The sequence below is a fragment of the Streptomyces sp. NPDC050528 genome (assembly GCF_044457795.1).
Classification (GTDB): Bacteria; Actinomycetota; Actinomycetes; order Streptomycetales; family Streptomycetaceae; genus Streptomyces.
Genome location: NZ_JBITHH010000006.1, coordinates 185,731 through 201,398, shown reverse-complemented (window position 1 = coordinate 201,398; position 15,668 = coordinate 185,731). Strand labels below are relative to the sequence as shown.

The window sequence follows — 15,668 nt, the reverse complement described above, 5'->3', positions numbered from 1 at the left end:
GGATTATTCGGTTATATGCACACCTTGAGGCTCTTGCGTCCCCTGGCCTCCCCACGTCTGGCGGATTCCCTGCGTCTGGTGGTTTCCCTGCGTCTGGCTGATTCCCTGCGTCTCTTGAGCCAGGGCCAGTTCCGACCGGACCAGCTCCAACAGCCGCCCCACCCAGTTGCGACCCCGGTCGTCGTGTTCGTCGAGCCAGAACGGCGAGTCCGAGTAGCCGGTGTAGCGAATACGAGCGTCCCCCGTGCCGAGCAGCACCGCCCCGAGTTCCGGATGCTGGGTGAACTTGGCCCGCAGCAGGTCGGCCATCACCGCGAGCCGCAGCCCGGTCCAGCCCTCCCGCCGTACGACCCCGCCGCCCCGCTCCTGCGCGTCCCGGCCGGAAGGCGCCTCGCGGATACGGGCGCGGTCGGCGGGGTCGGCGGCGGACAGGGCCCAGTAGCCGTGCAGGACGGACGCGTACGTCTCGCCGCCGTACGCGATGGGCGCGGGGAACTCGTTCCGCAGCATGAACAGGCCCGGCTCGGCCGGCCAGCCCCGTGGGTAGACGCCCTGGTGCGAGGTGACGGTCGCCCGCCCGGCCGTGACCGGGTCGTCGGCGTGGAGCGCGGCCCGCCGCTGCTCCGCCGCCGCGATCGCCTCGGCCTGACGACGGAAGTAGTCCAGTCCGCGCTCGTGCATCTCCGCGGTCACCAGAGGGCCGTCCCCGTCGACGTGCGCGCCCACATCGGTGAGGAGGATCCGCAGCGGACGGTCCTGGAGGTCCATGTCGCCGAGCACGAAGACGCGCAGATGCTGCGGTACGGCGAGATACGCCGCCCGCAACAGCTCCCGGTTCGCCTCGCTCGGCTCCCGGGCGTAGCGCCCCGCGGCGTCCCAGCAGCGCCGTGCGGCGGTCGGCCGGCCGTTCAACTCCTCGATCCGGTCGGCGACTTCGAGCAGAAAACTCTCCGGGGTGCGCGGCTCGCCCCACCGGGACTCCCACTTCGACCGCTCATCCACCTTGACGGGAGTGTCGGGAGGCGTCAGCGCGAGGCGACCGGCGTCCAGCAGCCTCTTCAGGCCGGGCAGATCCATGCCTTCGTCGCACACGACGGTCCCGTCGGCGTACAGGACGAGATCGTCGACGTGGTACTCGCCCCTGAAGTCGCCGCGCCGCCAGACGTGGCACCAGACCCCGTCGATCCGCTCCCCGTCCACCGTCCGATACGTCGGTCCCCGCCATGCCATGGGTGAACCGTACCGGCCCCCGCTCAGCCCGAACTCAGCAGCTCCTCCCGGCACTTGGCCACGTCGAAGTCCGCCTTCGGATACTGCGGATCCAGTGCCGTCAGGTGGTCCAGGAGGAGGCGGCTGATCGCCCAGTTGCGGTACCACTTGCGGTCGGCCGGGATCAGGTACCAGGGGGCCTCCGGCGGGGAGCAGCGGGTGAGGGCGATCTCGTAGGCCTGCTGGTAGGCGGGCCACAGGGCGCGTTCCGCGATGTCGCCGGGGTTGAACTTCCAGTGCTTGTCGGGGTTGTCGAGGCGTTCGAGCAGGCGGCGCTGCTGCTGGTCGTAGGAGATGTGGAGGAAGCATTTGACGACGGTCACGCCTTCGTCGGTCAAGGACTTCTCGAAGCGGTTGATCCGGCCGTAGCGGTCGTTGATCTCGCGGTGCGGGGCGAGTTCGCGGACGCGGGCGATGAGGACGTCCTCGTAGTGCGAGCGGTCGAAGATGCCGATCTCGCCGGGGTGGGGGAGGGCGCGTCTGATGCGCCAGAGGAAGTCGTGCTTGCGTTCCTCGGGGGTGGGTGCCTTGAAGGCGTTGATCCGGCAGCCGGAGGGGTTGAACAGGCCGATGACGTGCTTGACCGTGCCGCCCTTGCCGCTGGTGTCCATGCCCTGGAGGACCAGGAGGAGCCGTCGGCCGTCGCCTGCCGTGCTCGCTGCCCAGAGGCGTTCTTGCAGGTCGGCGAGGTGCTCGCCCATCCGGGCGGTGTCCTTGAGGCCGGCTGCCTTGTCGGCGGGGCCGCCGGGGGTGGCCGCGGCGTCGTAGGAGGCGAGGTCGACCGGGCGGCCGGCGGGGACGCGCAGGAGGTCGGCCAGGGGGAGCGCCTTGCCCTGCGCCTCCTTTTCCCCGTTCTTGCGCTTCGCGCCCTTCTTGGCCATGGGGCACCTCTTCCGGTCGGCTCCCTCGATCCTCCGGCGCGGGGGCCGTGCCCGCCAGTCAGCGGGCGGGCGTCAATGGTCCACGGCGGGCGGTGGCGCGGGAGGCTGCTGTTGGGGTTGCGCGCGTTCCAGGAAGCGCAGCAGCTCGACCGGGAAGGGCAGCACCAGCGTGGAGTTCTTCTCGGCAGCGACCGCCACCACCGTTTGCAGCAGCCGGAGTTGGAGCGCGGCGGGCTGCTCGGACATCTGCTCGGCGGCCTCGGCGAGTTTCTTCGAGGCCTGCAACTCGGCGTCCGCGTTGATGATCCGGGCCCGGCGTTCGCGGTCGGCCTCGGCCTGGCGGGCCATCGAGCGTTTCATCGTCTCGGGCAGCGATACGTCCTTGATCTCGACGCGGTCGATCTGCACGCCCCAGCCGATGGAGGGGCTGTCGATCATCAACTCCAGGCCCTGGTTGAGCTTTTCGCGGTTGGAGAGCAGATCGTCGAGGTCGCTCTTGCCGATGATCGACCGCAGCGAGGTCTGCGCCATCTGCGAGACGGCGAACCGGTAGTCCTCGACCTTGACGATCGCGTCGGTCGCGTCGACGACCTTGAAGTAGACGACCGCGTCCACCCGGACCGTCACGTTGTCGCGGGTGATGCCCTCCTGCGCGGGGACGGGCATCGTCACGATCTGCATGTTGACCTTGCGGAGCTTGTCCACGAACGGGACGACCATGGTGAAGCCGGGTGCCCGCACCTCACCGGCCACCTGCCCGAGGCGGAAGACCACCCCGCGCTCGTACTGCTTGACGACCCTGGCCGCCGCAGCGACGTACACCACGCACGCGGAACCGGCCGCCGCGCCCGCCACCAGCAGTTCCTGGAGCATCCTGACCCCCTCGTCGAGAGGCCGTTCTGTCTGCTCCTGCAAGGGTATGCCCGGTGCCTGCTCCGGGGCCACGATCATCCCGGAGCAGGCACCGACGCCGCTACTTCACCGCCGGGATCTTCGCCTCCGTGACCTTCACCGGCTCGGTACCGGCCGCGCTGTGCCGCTCGGCCCAGTTCTCCAGGGCCGTACGGCAGGCGTGGTCGAGGTGGTGCAGGCCGGAGAGGTGCAGTTCGACCGGGCGGTCCTGGGGGAGCGCCTCCAGGCTGTCGAGGATCTTCGGCAGCCGCAGGAAGGTCGCGTTGCCCGAGAGGTACGCCTGGACCGGGCCCGCGCCCTTGTCGACGACCTCCATCTTGATGTGCGAGGCCTCCCATGCGGTCTTCGCGACGGCCAGCGCGAGGCCGATGAGGACGCCCTCGAACATGCTGACCGCGACGATCGACAGCGCCGTGACGACCAGGATCAGCGCCTCGCCCCGGTGCTCGCGCCACAGCGACACGATCTCCCGGACCGGGATGAGCTTGGCGCCGGCGTGCACCAGGATGCCCGCCAGGGCCGGGATCGGGATGTACGCGAGGACGTCCGGCAGCAGCGCCGCGAACAGCAGCAGCCAGACGCCGTGCATGACCCGGGACGCCTTCGTCCGCGCGCCCGCCTGCACGTTCGCCGCGCTGCGCACGATCACCGCGGTCATCGGCAGCGCGCCGAGCATCCCGCACAGCGCGTTGCCCGCGCCCTGCGCCACCAACTCCTTGTCGTACTCGGTGCGTTGACCGGAGTGCAGCCGGTCGACCGCCGCCGCGCTGAACAAGGACTCGGCGGACGCGATCAACGTGAACGCGACGATCGTGCCCAACATCCCGACATGTGCCAGCTCACCGAACGCACTCAGCGGCGGCGGCTGCAACGAGCCCAGCAGCCCCTGCACTTCGACCGTCGCCACCGGCAGCCCGAAGACCAGCGCCGCGAGCGTCGCGAGTCCTACGGCGGCCAATGGGCCCGGCACCGTACGGACCTTGGCCGGCATCCGCTTCCACAGCACCAGCACGGCGATGGTCGCGGCGCCGAGCGCGAGCGAGGCCAGCGCCTTCGTGTTCCCGACGGCGTCGACGAGCGCGCCGGGCAGCTCGGCTATCTTGTCCAGCCCCGAGGCGGGGGCCTTCGCCCCCGCCACCGAGTACAACTGCCCGGCGATCAGCACAAGTCCGATGCCGGCCAGCATGCCCTCGACGACCGAGACCGAGATGGCCCGGAAGTAGCGGCCCAACTTCAGGACGCCCATGCCGATTTGGAGGACACCGGTGGTGAGCACGATGACTCCGAGGGCGGGCAGCCCGTACTCCCGCACCGCCTCGAAGACCAGCACGGTCAGACCGGCGGCGGGCCCGGACACCTGGAGGCTGCTGCCCCGCATGAGTCCGGTGACGATCCCGCCCACGATGCCGGTGACCAGGCCGAGTTCGGCCGGTACACCGGAGGCGACGGCCACGCCCACGCAGAGCGGGAGCGCGACCAGGAACACCACGAGCGAGGCCGCGAAGTCCTGCCGTAGATAAGGGAACTTGGCCTTTTCGTTGTTCTTCTTCAGGTCCATGGCGCTACTCACAGGGCCTCGAACTGGTCGGTGTCCGCGCTGTGTTCGAGCACGGCACCGGTGTGCACCTCGTAGTACCAGCCGTGCACCCGCAGCCGTCCGTCCGCCAACCGCCGCTCCACACAAGGGTAGGAGCGCAGGCGCAGCAGCTGGGCGAGCACGTGGTTCTGCACGGCTCCGGCGACCGTCGGGTCGGCGGTGTCGCTCGGGGCGGGTTCGTCGGCGGCGTGCGCGAGCCAGTCGCGTACGGCCGGGACGGCGGCGAGGTCGTCGCCGCGCACCAGGGCGCCGACGGCGCCGCAGTGGGAGTGGCCGCAGACGACGACGTCCTGGACGCCGAGCACCTCCACGGCGTACTCGATGGTGGCCGCCTCGCTGGTGGGGTTGCCCGAGGCGTAGGGCGGGACGATGTTGCCGGCGGTGCGCAGCTCGAAGAGCTGGCCGGGGCGGGCGCCCGTGATCAGGGCCGGGACGACCCTGGAGTCGGAGCAGGTGATGAACAGCACCTGCGGGGACTGGCCTTCAGCGAGTTTGGCGAACTCCTCAGGGCGTTGTCCGAACGTACGGGCGTTGTCGATGAGGGGCTGCATGACGTGTTTGTTCCTCCTGGCGCGCCCTCTGGGCGCGTCGGGCTTGCATGACAGTGTGCGTGGGGGACTTGACTGCCTGCTCTGCTCTCAGCAGCGGAAGACCTGAAGTGCCGCCGGAGAGTGCGCTGTCGAGGATCTCGATGTGCGGTGCAGCGCCGTGCCGGGCGCCACCGATGTGCGTACGGCCGCCGGGTCCTCGGTGAGGAGCGGGCGTTCGGGTGTCTCGGGTCCGCAGTCGGCGGAGCGGTAACGGTCGCGCAGGCGGAGCGGGACGGTGGGCGTCCCGGAGGCGCCGCAGTCGCGGAAGGTGATCGTCTCGGCGCGCAGGGCCTTGCCGCTGAGCTTGAGCCCGGGCTGTGCCTTGGCCTCCGCATGACGCGCTGTGTGCGCGGGTGCGAAGGATTCCGCGGATGCGAAGAACTGAAGGGCGAACAGGACGGCAGTGAGGAGCATCACGACGGTCCGAGCCGTCTTACCTCGGAACATGCGCCCCCCTTCAGCCAGTTCGCGTGCCTAGTACAGACCAAGGCCAGGTCAACGGCTGGTCAAGAAACACGGTAGCCCAGCGAAGTTGTTTGCAGGGTTAACGCAGCGTTTCCGATGCAAGAGAGCGTGAAAAGCGCGCCTGGGCTGGCGTGAACTAGGCGGTTTCGACGAGGCTCTTGGCGTCCCGGGCCAGCGCGGTGAGGCGGGAGATCGCGCGGAAGTACTTCTTGCGGTAGCCGCCGTTCAGCATCTCCTCGCTGAACAGCCGGTCGAAGGGCAACCCCGAGGCCAGGACGGGCACTTCACGGTCGTAGAGCCGGTCCGCGAGGACGACGAGCCGCAGGGCCGTCGACTGGTCGGGTATCGGCTGGACGTCGGTGAGGCAGACGGCCTTGAGGTCGTCGGTGAGGGCGCCGTAGCGGCTGGGGTGGACCTTGGCGAGGTGCGCCAGGAGGTGCGGGAAGTCGTCGAGCGAGGCACCGGCGGTGGCGTACGCCGCCTTCGTCACCTGCTCGTCGGTGAACGGGGCCGGGGCCTCCGGCAGGCCGCGGTGGCGGTAGTCGTCGCCGTCGATGCGCAGCGAGCGGAAGTGCGCGGACAGACCCTGGATCTCGCGCAGGAAGTCGACGGACGCGAACCGGCCCTCGCCGAGCTTGCCCGGCAGGGTGTTGGAGGTGGCGGCGAGTGCCACGCCGGCGTCGACCAGCTTGCCGAGCAGGGTCGACACGAGGACGGTGTCGCCCGGGTCGTCCAGCTCGAACTCGTCTATGCACAGCAGGCGGTGACCGGAGAGCGTCTTCACCGTCTGCTGGAAGCCGAGCGCGCCGACCAGGTTCGTCAGCTCGACGAAGGTGCCGAACGCCTTGAGCGCGGGCTCGGCCGGGGTCGCGTGCCACAGGGAGGCGAGGAGGTGGGTCTTGCCGACGCCGTAGCCGCCGTCCAGGTAGACACCGCGGGGCCCTGCCGGGGCCTTCGTCTTCGCCTTGCCGAAGCCCAGGAAGCCGCGCTTGGCGGTGCCGGCCGCGTGCGCCCCGCCGAGTCCGGCGGCGAAGGTCTCCAGGACGCCGACCGCCTCGGTCTGGCTGGGCTGGTTCGGGTCCGGGATGTACGTGGCGAAGCGCACCGAGTCGAAGCGCGGCGGCGGCACCATCTCGGCGACCAGCCGGTCCGCGGGGACGTACGGCTCACGGGCGCACAGGGACAGCGGGGCCGCGTCTGCTATCGGGCTGATCCCGGAGGCGGCGGAGGAGGACGACACGGTTCACCACTCTAAGGGCCGTGCCACACTGCACGACATGCGACGCCTGTTCCCTGTGACCGACGAAACAGCAGCCCAGGCCTCGAGCGGGGCCCCTGATGCGCGTGGGACGGACCGGGAGTGGGGGCTTTCGGACCTCGCGGAAGCGTACGCCCACCCCGCCGGGAACGCCCCCTGGCTGCGCGCCAACATGGTGTCCACGCTCGACGGGGCCGGTCAGCACGAGGGCCGCTCGCAGCCCATCTCCGGGGACGCCGACATGCGGATCTTCGGCACCCTGCGGGCGCTCGCCGATGTCGTGGTCGTCGGTGCGGAAACGGTACGCCAGGAGGGCTATCGGCCCGCACGCGCGCGTGCCGAGTTCGCGGACGCACGCGCGCGTGCCGGGCAGGGACCGGCCCCCGTGATCGCGGTCGTCACCGCGAGCCTCGATCTCGACTTCTCGCTTCCGCTTTTCACCTCGCCCCTGGTGCCGACGCTGATCCTGACGGGCGCCCAGGCGCCGTCGGACCGGGTCGCGGCCGCGGAGAAGGCGGGCGCCCGGGTGGTGGTCGCCGGTGACGGCGCCGGGGTGGATCCCGCACGGGCCGTAGCGGCGCTGGCCGAGCTGGGGCACATCCGGCTGCTGACCGAGGGCGGGCCGCGGCTGTTGGGGCAGTTCGTGGCCGCCGGGGTGCTCGACGAGCTGTGTATGACGCTCTCGCCGATGCTCGTGGCGGGGGAGGCGCAGCGGATCTCCGGGGGGCCGTCGGTTAAGGTTCCCCAGCGCTTCGAACTGGTGTCCCTGCTGGAAGAGGCCGGGTTCCTGTTCGGTCGCTACCGTCGGTCCTGAGTACGGGCGGAATGATCCGTTCCGTTTGTCTTTCGACGGGCACACTAAATCCGGCAGTACCCGTGCGATCACGGGGCAGGATGGTTTCCGCAGGGCCTGGCAGGCCTACGGAGGAGAGAGGGCCCGCGGGTCCTCGAAGGAGAAAGGGCGCCTGGTGTTCACAAGCGTACTGATGATCGAGAAGGCCCTTACGTCCGCCGACGTGGAGTTCGTCACCACCTTGCACGGTGACGAGACCGTCTCCTTCCACGTGTTGCTCCAGCCCCGCGGCGACCAGGCTGACCGCCTGCTGCGGGCCATCGACGACGTCGCGCTGGGCGAACTCGACGAGGCGGCACACGAGCGGGAGACCCCCGAGGGCAAGGACGCGGCGGCCCTCGGCACGCAGGCTCTGGAGGTGTCCCTGGCGGCCCTGCACGCGGCCGGCAGCGAGGCGCAGGGGCGGCTCATCGAGGACCACCCGCTCGACGCGCTCAAGACCCTCGTGGACGAGATCGGCGCGGACGAGGTGATCGTGCTGACCGATCCCCACTACGTGGAGGAGTTCTTCCACCGCGACTGGGCCTCGCGCGCCCGTCACAAGGTCGGCGTACCGGTGCTGAAGCTCTTCTCGCACAGCAAGGAGTAGCGCTCGCCGGGACGGCCGACGGGTGTCCGTGATTGTCGGTGGCACCGCATAGGCTTGCCGCTGAACGTCCGCCGTACCCGTACAGAACCAGCACGCACAGGGAGACACACATGGCACCCGGCCTTCCCACCGCCATGGACCGACCGCACTTCATCGGCATCGGCGGGGCCGGGATGTCGGGGATCGCCAAGATCCTCGCGCAGCGCGGGGCGAAGGTCGCGGGCAGCGACGCCAAGGACTCCGCGACCGCCGACGCCCTGCGCGCCCTGGGCGCCACCGTGCACATCGGACACGCGGCGGAGCACCTCGCCGACGACGCCACCTGCGTGGTCGTGTCGTCGGCGATCCGCAAGGACAACCCCGAGCTGGCCCGCGCGGCCGAGCTCGGCATCCCCGTCGTCCACCGCTCGGACGCGCTGGCCCGCCTGATGGACGGCCTGCGCCCGATCGCCGTGGCCGGCACGCACGGCAAGACGACCACCACGTCGATGCTCGCGGTGTCGCTGACCGAACTGGGCCTGAAGCCCTCGTACGCGATCGGCGGCGACCTGGACGCCCCGGGGTCGAACGCGCTGCACGGCGACGCCGAGATCTTCGTCGCCGAGGCCGACGAATCGGACCGCAGCTTCCACAAGTACGCCCCCGAGGTCGCGATCGTCCTCAACGTGGAGCTCGACCACCACGCCAACTACGCGTCCATGGAAGAGATCTACGAGTCCTTCCAGACCTTCGCCGACCGGATCACCGAGGGCGGCACCCTGGTGATCTCGGCGGACCACGAGGGCGCCCGGGAGCTCACCCGACGGGTGCCCGACTCCGTGAAGACGGTGACGTACGGCGAGGCCGAGGACGCCGACGTCCGCATCCTGTCCGTCGTCGCGCAGGGCCTGAAGAGCGAGGTGACCGTCCTCCTGGGCGGTGAGGAACTCACCTTCACGGTCTCGGTCCCCGGCCGCCACTACGCCAGCAACGCCGTCGCGGCCCTCGCCGCGGGCGTCGCGCTCGGCATCCCGGCCGCGGAGCTGGCGCCCGCGCTCGCCGCGTACACCGGCGTGAAGCGGCGCCTCCAGCTCAAGGGCGAGGCGGCCGGCGTCCAGGTGATCGACTCCTACGCCCACCACCCCACGGAGATGAGCGCCGACCTGGAGGCGATGCGCGCGGCGGCCTCCTCCGCGCGGCTGCTGGTGGTCTTCCAGCCCCACCTCTTCTCCCGCACCCAGGAACTCGGCAAGGAGATGGGCCAGGCCCTCGCCCTCGCCGACGCGTCGCTGGTCCTGGACATCTACCCGGCCCGCGAGGACCCGATCCCCGGCATCACCAGCGACCTGATCATCGAGGCCGCGCGCGCCGCGGGCGCCGACGTGACCCCGGTCCACGACAAGGCCGACGTACCCGAGGCCGTCGCGGGAATGGCGAAGCCCGGTGATCTCGTTCTCACCATGGGAGCGGGCGATGTGACTGACCTCGGCCCGCGGATCCTGGACCGTCTCGCGAAGTAAGGGGCTGAGCTGCATGTCGTACGACGTCGAAAAGCCGGACGAGGAATGGCGCGCGGAGCTGAACCCGGCCGAGTACGCGGTGCTGCGGCAGGCCGGCACGGAGCCCGCCTTCGTCGGTGAGTACACCGACACCAAGACGAAGGGCGTCTACTCCTGCCGGGCCTGTGGCGCCGAACTCTTCACCTCCACCGAGAAGTTCGAGTCCCACTGCGGCTGGCCGTCCTTCTACGACCCGAAGGACACCGACGCGGTCGAACTGATCGCCGACCGCTCGCACGGGATGGTGCGCACCGAGGTGCGGTGTGCCCGGTGCGGGTCGCACCTCGGGCACGTCTTCGAGGGCGAGGGCTATGCGACGCCCACGGACCAGCGGTACTGCATCAACTCGATCTCGTTGCGGCTGACCCCGGACGAGAGCTGACACTCCGCTGAAGGGGCCGCGTCAGGCCTTGGCGCCGGCCAGGCCACTGGTCACCACGATCGTGGCCACGGCGCCGGTCCTGGTGCGGCCCAGCCAGACCACACCGCCCGACTCCGCGGTGAACGTGACGAGATCCGCCTGCCGGGTCTCGTCGCTCACCCGCTCGCAGTCGTCGGGCAGCCGCTCGGTCTCGCGCTCCACCGGGCTGAGATTCACGAATGTGCGGAACGGCGCGACCAGGGTGGGCCACGCCTCGGCGTCGGCGAAGCAGCCGATGTTGGCATCGGAGAAGAAGCGGACCTCTTCGCCCGGCTGAAGCCGGTCGAGGTCGTCGTGGATCCCCAGGCCCATCTCCCACCCGGCCACGGGTTCGTCGCTCAGGCGTATGCGGGTCGCCGCGCACTCGATGCCGTCGAAGTGCTCGCCGAAGAACTCGTACGGCCCCGCCGTCCAGGCGATCTCCACCGGGTAGGTGCCCGGTGGAATCCGCTGGGCCAGCTCGCGCGGGGGCTCCGTCGGCGAACCGTTCTCGTAGTCCATGACCTCGTCGTCGTGCCACGGCGCGTCCACGATCAGCCGGCCGCTGGGTATGCGGATCGTGGTCAGCCGCTCAATTCCCGTGACCACGACCGGCGTTGACGGGTCGTCATACACCGTCCCCAACTGCGCGCCGGGCGTGAACGCCGCCTCCAGATACCGGACGGCCTCCGCACCGGCGGCCAGCCGGGCGTCCCCGGTCCACTCCATGTCCCGTCCCTCCCCCGACCGCCCGGCCATCCGGACGGTCAAGGAAAAAGGTACGCGGGACCACTGACATCGAGCCGACCGCACCGACATCGCACCCAGCGCTACGACCCGGTCGTCCCGAAGGTCACCCGGTAGTAGCAGGCCCCCTTGCACGGCATCGTCGCCCCGTCGTCGAAGGCGTACGCATAGGCGTAGGGCGCCGCCCGCTTGAAGACCTGGGTGTAGTCGACCGGCCACTTCGACGGGACGCAGTTGTCGCGGCCCGCCCAGGCGCCGCGACAGCAGTACGTGTCGCCGCCGAAGGCCGCGCAGGGCGGCTTGCAGCCGACGACCTGGCCGCCCGACACCGCCCGCATCGCGGTGGGACAGTCGACGTCCGAGGTGCAGACGCCCTTGTAGCAGCCGCTGGAGCCGACCGGGTCGACGGTCGTGGTGTGCGAGATGTTGATCCACATCGGCAGGTTCGAGCCGTCGACCATGCTCACGTCGTAGAAGTCCATCCCCGCGTACGCGTCGAACGTGAACTCCCCCAGTGTGGTGGGCGGGTTGGCGCCCTCGCACACGCTGGTGCAGTCGCCGGTCGCGCAGTGGCCGGCGGCCGTGGAGGTGCAGCCGGTTCGGCCCCAGATGCGGCCGCCCCAGTTGTTCGCCACGGTCACCGACAGGCTCTGGCCCGGGGCGAGTCGGCGGCCCTGTGGGTAGACGGCGGTGTTGGTGACGACCGCCCAGACCGTCTTCGGGGTGCGGTTGACGACCGTGATCAGACGCTTGCCGGCGGGGGCGGTCGAGGGCTGGTCCGGTGCCGGTTCGTCCGGCTTGGCGGTCGGTGCGGGCGTGCTCTTCTTCGACGCGGTCGCCTTGGGGGAGTGCGAGGCCGAGGGCGACGGGGAGGCCGAGGCGCTGTGAGCCGGGGAGGGCGAGGCGCTGGGGGACGCGGCCGGACGCGCGGCCGTGTCCTGGTGGGCCGTCGTGCGGGTGCCGTCCGTTCCGGAGGGCGTCCACACGCTGTAGGCGATCAGCACGGTGGCGGCCGTGGCGAGGGCGGCAGCCCCGACGTACCACCAGCGTCGGCGGTGCAGCCGTGGGCTCGCGCCGAGTCTTCTGCGTCCTCGTGCCATGGTCCTCGCGCCTTCCCGATGCTCTTCGGATGCGGTCCGGATGTGGTCCGGATTCGGTCCTGCCTATCGGTGACCTGTTCGGCGACGGCCCGACAACATAAATTCGGACGCGACCGGCTGATTTCTTTTGCCGTCCTGTTTTCTGTAGTCCTTGCGCGCGTCGGCGGTCTCCGAATCAGGGACACGTCACGGCCGGACCACACGCGGAGGAACGAACGCAGATGACCGAGAAGCCCAGGAGTGGACCCGACGCGGGCGTGGTGACGGCCGCGTGCGCGGGTGACCGGCAGGCCCTGGATCACCTGCTGACGCAGTGCCTGCCGCTGGTCTACAACATCGTCGGCCGGGCCCTGAACGGTCACGCCGATGTTGATGACGTCGTACAGGAGACGCTGTTGCGCATGGTGCGGGGGCTGCCGAAGCTGCGGGATCCCGCCGCGTTCCGGTCGTGGCTGGTGGCGATCACCATCAGGCAGGTACGGGACCGTGAGCAGATACGGGCCGCCGATCGCGACCGCAGGGCGCATCTGGAGGACGCGGAGGCGATCACCGACCCCGCGCTCGACTTCGCCGGACTGACCATCCTGCGGCTGGGGTTGACCGAACAGCGCCGTGAAGTCGTCGAGGCCACACGCTGGTTGGACCCCGACGACCAGGAACTGCTGTCCCTGTGGTGGCTGGAGGAGACCGGCGAACTCGAACGCGCCGAACTCGCCGGTGCGTTGGGCCTCTCCGACCGGCACGCCTCCGTCCGCGTGCAGCGCATGAAGAAGCAGATGGAGGTCTCCCGGGTGGTGGTGCGGGCCCTGGCCGCCGCGCCCCGCTGCGCGGAGCTGGAGGAAACGGCCTCGACCTGGGACGGCACACCAAGTGCCTTGTGGCGTAAGCGGTTTGCTCGACACATCCGTGGGTGCGGGGTGTGCCAGGGACTCGATGAGGGACTGCTTCCGATGGACCGGCTGCTGAGCGGGCTCCCGCTGGTGGCCGTGCCGGCGGGACTTGACCCGGCCCGGGTGCTGAACGCCGTTATGGGGGAGGGGAGTTCGCCCTCGCCGGCGGACCAACCCGCGCGGTCCGCGCACCGGGGCCCGCGTCGGCGACACGGGCGCCGGTCCGGTCGTACGGGCAAGCAGGTGGTGGGTGGTTCGGCGGCGGTGGCTGTCGCGGTGGTGGCGGCGCTGGTCGCGCCCCGCCTCAGCGGGGGTTCCTCTTCTACGACGGCTGAGGCATCGCCCGCTCCGGTGGCCAGCGTCACTCCGAGCCCCACGCCGTCGGCCTCTCCGAGCACGTCGCCGAGCGCGTCCCCGACGCCGACGCCGAAGGCCAAGCCGAGTCCCTTGCCCTCGAAGCACACCGCCGCCGTGCCCGTGCACATCGCCTCCGGTGCCAAGAAGGGCGTCGGGGTGTGGTCGTTCGGCGGGGTGAGCCAGGCGCTCGCCGCGAGCGGGGCGAACTGGTACTACACCTGGTCCACGCAGCACTCGGGGATCACGACACCCTCGTCGGGGTCGTTCGTGCCCATGATCTGGGGAGCGAAGTCCGTCACCGACTCCTCGCTGGCGCAGGCCCGGTCGTACGGGCCCTACCTGCTGGGGTTCAACGAACCGGACATGGCACAGCAGTCGAACATGACGGTCGAGCAGGCGCTGGAGTTGTGGCCCCGGCTCATGGCGGCGGGCAAGATCCTCGGCAGCCCGGCGGTGGCCTACGGCGGTGACACGGCCGGTGGTTGGCTGGACCGGTTCATGGCGGGGGCGAAGGCGAAGGGCTACCGGGTCGACTTCATCACGCTGCACTGGTACGGCGGTGACTTCCGTACCCCGCAGGCCGTCGAGCAGTTGAAGGCGTACCTGGCCGCGGTGTACGAGCGCTACCACAAGCCGATCTGGCTCACCGAGTACGCGCTGATCGACTTCTCCCAGGGGACCCGTTTCCCGACCGCGCAGCAACAGGCGGATTTCGTCACCGCGTCCACCAAGGCGCTGGACGGACTGCCGTATGTGCAGCGCTACGCGTGGTTCGGGCTGGGCGCCGATCCGGCGAAGCCGAGCAGCGGTCTCTTCACGGACGGTACGACGACGACCGCGGCGGGCCGGGCCTTCCAGTCCGCCGACTGATCCGGCCCGGCCGCACGCGGAGTCAGGGGCTCACTCCCCAGGTGATGCGGTAGCCGCACTCTCCGGAGCAGGTGAGGACGCTGGTCGCGTCGTCGTTGACGTAGGAGTAGGCGAAGGGTTCGGCCTTCTTGAACACGGCCGCCGAGTCGACGGGCCAGGACGAGGGGACGCACTGGGGGCGCGCCGCGTAGGCGCCTGTGCAGCAAGTCTTGTCCGTCTTGAAGACCAGGCAGGCGCTCAGACAGGCCGCGACCCGGCCGCCCCGAAGGCGCTGGAGTTTGGCGGGGCAGGTCGCGTTGGCGTCTCGGGTACAGCCCGCGGCGGAGCAGCCGTTCGCGTCGATCTTGTCCTGGGACGAGCCGCCGTAACTGTTGATCCACATCGGCAGGTTGTTGCCCTCGACCAGGCTGACGTCGTAGAAGTCCATGCCGTTCCAGGCGTTCAGGTTGAACTCGGCCAGCGTGGAAGGGAATTCGCCCCAGGTCGAGCCGCACTGGAAACGGCCGCAGTCCCCGGTCGTGCAGTGGCCGGCCCCGGCTGCGTCGAAGGAGCAACCGGTGCGCGCCCACACCCGGACGTCCCAGTGGTCGGGGACGGTGAAGCTGAGGCTCGCGCCGGGCTTCAGCACCCAACCCGTCGCCTCCACAGGGTGTTTGGGGTCCGCCGCGATCGCGGGCCAGATCGTCCGGTCGAGGCGGTTGACGAGGGTGACGGTCCGCTTGCCGGCGGTCGCGGCCTTCGGCTGACCGGCCGCGCGGGACGGCGAGGCGCTCGCCTTGGCCGGCTTCCGTGCGTCGGGGGTGGGCGAGGGGGAGGGCGTGGCGCGCGGCGATGACGTCGTCGTCGGCGACGGTCCGGGGAGGGACGGGGTGCGGGCAACGGCCGTATCGTGCGCGGACGTTGGACCGGCGACCGTACGGTCTCCCGGGGTTCCCGGCTGCGCGCGGGCCAGCAGGACGCCGGTCACCACGGCGAGGCAGGTCAGGAGTATCGCGGCGGCCACACCTACCTGTCTGCGTACCGGGCGGGGCCGGCGGGGCGCACGGCGGTGGCCCACCGTGGATCGTGCGCGCCCTTGTCGGCGGATGGACAACCGGCAACGAGGCATGTCTCAACACTCCTGTCCGTTCCCACGCTCCGCCGCGCGGCGATCCGGGCGGCGGAGTCTTCCGTATGGGAGACCGGCGCAGGCCCTGCCGGACAACGGAAACGGGACCGGCAATCCGCACGCCGCCGTGATGGTGAGCAGTGCTGGTCATAAGTCGGTCAGAAGTTGGCACCTTGGCGACGAGTAATCCCCCGTACATTGCGGCAGCGGGGCCGAAGATCATCTGATCGGCCCGGGGGTCCGG

General features: G+C 70.4%; 15 protein-coding genes. 5 read left to right on the top strand and 10 right to left on the bottom strand.

All coding sequences use genetic code 11. The features are described from left to right. Window positions 1–3 precede the first annotated feature (3 nt). The 7 genes from ACIBK4_RS22400 to zapE form a co-directional block, all read right to left on the bottom strand. Window positions 4–1,230: an NADAR family protein gene (locus ACIBK4_RS22400; protein ID WP_398996752.1), complete on the bottom strand. Its 1,227-nt coding sequence runs from the start codon at window positions 1,228–1,230 to the stop codon at window positions 4–6. Window positions 1,231–1,253: 23 nt separating this feature from the next. Continuing rightward, the gene (locus ACIBK4_RS22395; protein WP_398996750.1) at window positions 1,254–2,150 is read right to left on the bottom strand and encodes a PPK2 family polyphosphate kinase; all 897 of its coding nucleotides are present in this window, start codon (window positions 2,148–2,150) and stop codon (window positions 1,254–1,256) included. Between the two features lie 72 nt (window positions 2,151–2,222). Next, the gene (locus ACIBK4_RS22390) at window positions 2,223–3,023 is read right to left on the bottom strand and encodes a slipin family protein (protein WP_318019404.1); all 801 of its coding nucleotides are present in this window, start codon (window positions 3,021–3,023) and stop codon (window positions 2,223–2,225) included. Window positions 3,024–3,123: 100 nt separating this feature from the next. Next, the gene (locus ACIBK4_RS22385; RefSeq protein ID WP_398996747.1) at window positions 3,124–4,620 is read right to left on the bottom strand and encodes a SulP family inorganic anion transporter; all 1,497 of its coding nucleotides are present in this window, start codon (window positions 4,618–4,620) and stop codon (window positions 3,124–3,126) included. An 8-nt stretch (window positions 4,621–4,628) separates the two neighbouring features. Further along, window positions 4,629–5,210: a carbonic anhydrase gene (locus ACIBK4_RS22380; protein WP_266773566.1), complete on the bottom strand. Its 582-nt coding sequence runs from the start codon at window positions 5,208–5,210 to the stop codon at window positions 4,629–4,631. A gap of 87 nt (window positions 5,211–5,297) precedes the next feature. After that, entirely contained in the window at window positions 5,298–5,696 is a 399-nt protein-coding gene (locus ACIBK4_RS22375; RefSeq protein ID WP_398996745.1) for a hypothetical protein, read from the bottom strand. Window positions 5,697–5,850: 154 nt separating this feature from the next. Beyond that, window positions 5,851–6,954 carry a cell division protein ZapE gene (gene zapE, locus ACIBK4_RS22370; protein WP_398996743.1) on the bottom strand — a complete coding sequence of 368 codons (1,104 nt, stop codon included), beginning with the start codon at window positions 6,952–6,954 and terminating at the stop codon, window positions 5,851–5,853. Between the two features lie 37 nt (window positions 6,955–6,991). Here zapE and ACIBK4_RS22365 point away from each other — a divergent pair, with 37 nt between their 5' ends. The 4 genes from ACIBK4_RS22365 (at window position 6,992) to msrB (ending at window position 10,334) form a co-directional block, all read left to right on the top strand. Further along, window positions 6,992–7,786, top strand: coding sequence for a pyrimidine reductase family protein (locus ACIBK4_RS22365; RefSeq protein ID WP_398996740.1), 795 nt, complete (start codon window positions 6,992–6,994; stop codon window positions 7,784–7,786). Window positions 7,787–7,940: 154 nt separating this feature from the next. Next, the gene (locus ACIBK4_RS22360; RefSeq protein ID WP_199811090.1) at window positions 7,941–8,414 is read left to right on the top strand and encodes an indole-3-glycerol phosphate synthase; all 474 of its coding nucleotides are present in this window, start codon (window positions 7,941–7,943) and stop codon (window positions 8,412–8,414) included. 110 nt (window positions 8,415–8,524) lie between these two features. Continuing rightward, complete coding sequence (gene murC / locus ACIBK4_RS22355; RefSeq protein WP_398996738.1) at window positions 8,525–9,913, top strand: UDP-N-acetylmuramate--L-alanine ligase; 1,389 nt, start codon at window positions 8,525–8,527, stop codon at window positions 9,911–9,913. A 13-nt stretch (window positions 9,914–9,926) separates the two neighbouring features. Next, complete coding sequence (gene msrB, locus ACIBK4_RS22350; RefSeq protein WP_201050724.1) at window positions 9,927–10,334, top strand: peptide-methionine (R)-S-oxide reductase MsrB; 408 nt, start codon at window positions 9,927–9,929, stop codon at window positions 10,332–10,334. A 21-nt stretch (window positions 10,335–10,355) separates the two neighbouring features. Here msrB and ACIBK4_RS22345 read toward each other — a convergent pair whose 3' ends face one another. Next, window positions 10,356–11,081 carry a DUF4241 domain-containing protein gene (locus ACIBK4_RS22345; RefSeq protein WP_398996735.1) on the bottom strand — a complete coding sequence of 242 codons (726 nt, stop codon included), beginning with the start codon at window positions 11,079–11,081 and terminating at the stop codon, window positions 10,356–10,358. 101 nt (window positions 11,082–11,182) lie between these two features. Beyond that, window positions 11,183–12,199 carry a thaumatin family protein gene (locus ACIBK4_RS22340; protein WP_398996733.1) on the bottom strand — a complete coding sequence of 339 codons (1,017 nt, stop codon included), beginning with the start codon at window positions 12,197–12,199 and terminating at the stop codon, window positions 11,183–11,185. A 221-nt stretch (window positions 12,200–12,420) separates the two neighbouring features. Here ACIBK4_RS22340 and ACIBK4_RS22335 point away from each other — a divergent pair, with 221 nt between their 5' ends. Beyond that, complete coding sequence (locus tag ACIBK4_RS22335; protein ID WP_398996731.1) at window positions 12,421–14,316, top strand: sigma-70 family RNA polymerase sigma factor; 1,896 nt, start codon at window positions 12,421–12,423, stop codon at window positions 14,314–14,316. Window positions 14,317–14,338: 22 nt separating this feature from the next. Here ACIBK4_RS22335 and ACIBK4_RS22330 read toward each other — a convergent pair whose 3' ends face one another. Beyond that, window positions 14,339–15,319, bottom strand: a complete 981-nt coding sequence (locus ACIBK4_RS22330; RefSeq protein WP_398996729.1) for a thaumatin family protein — start codon at window positions 15,317–15,319, stop codon at window positions 14,339–14,341. Window positions 15,320–15,668: the final 349 nt, after the last annotated feature.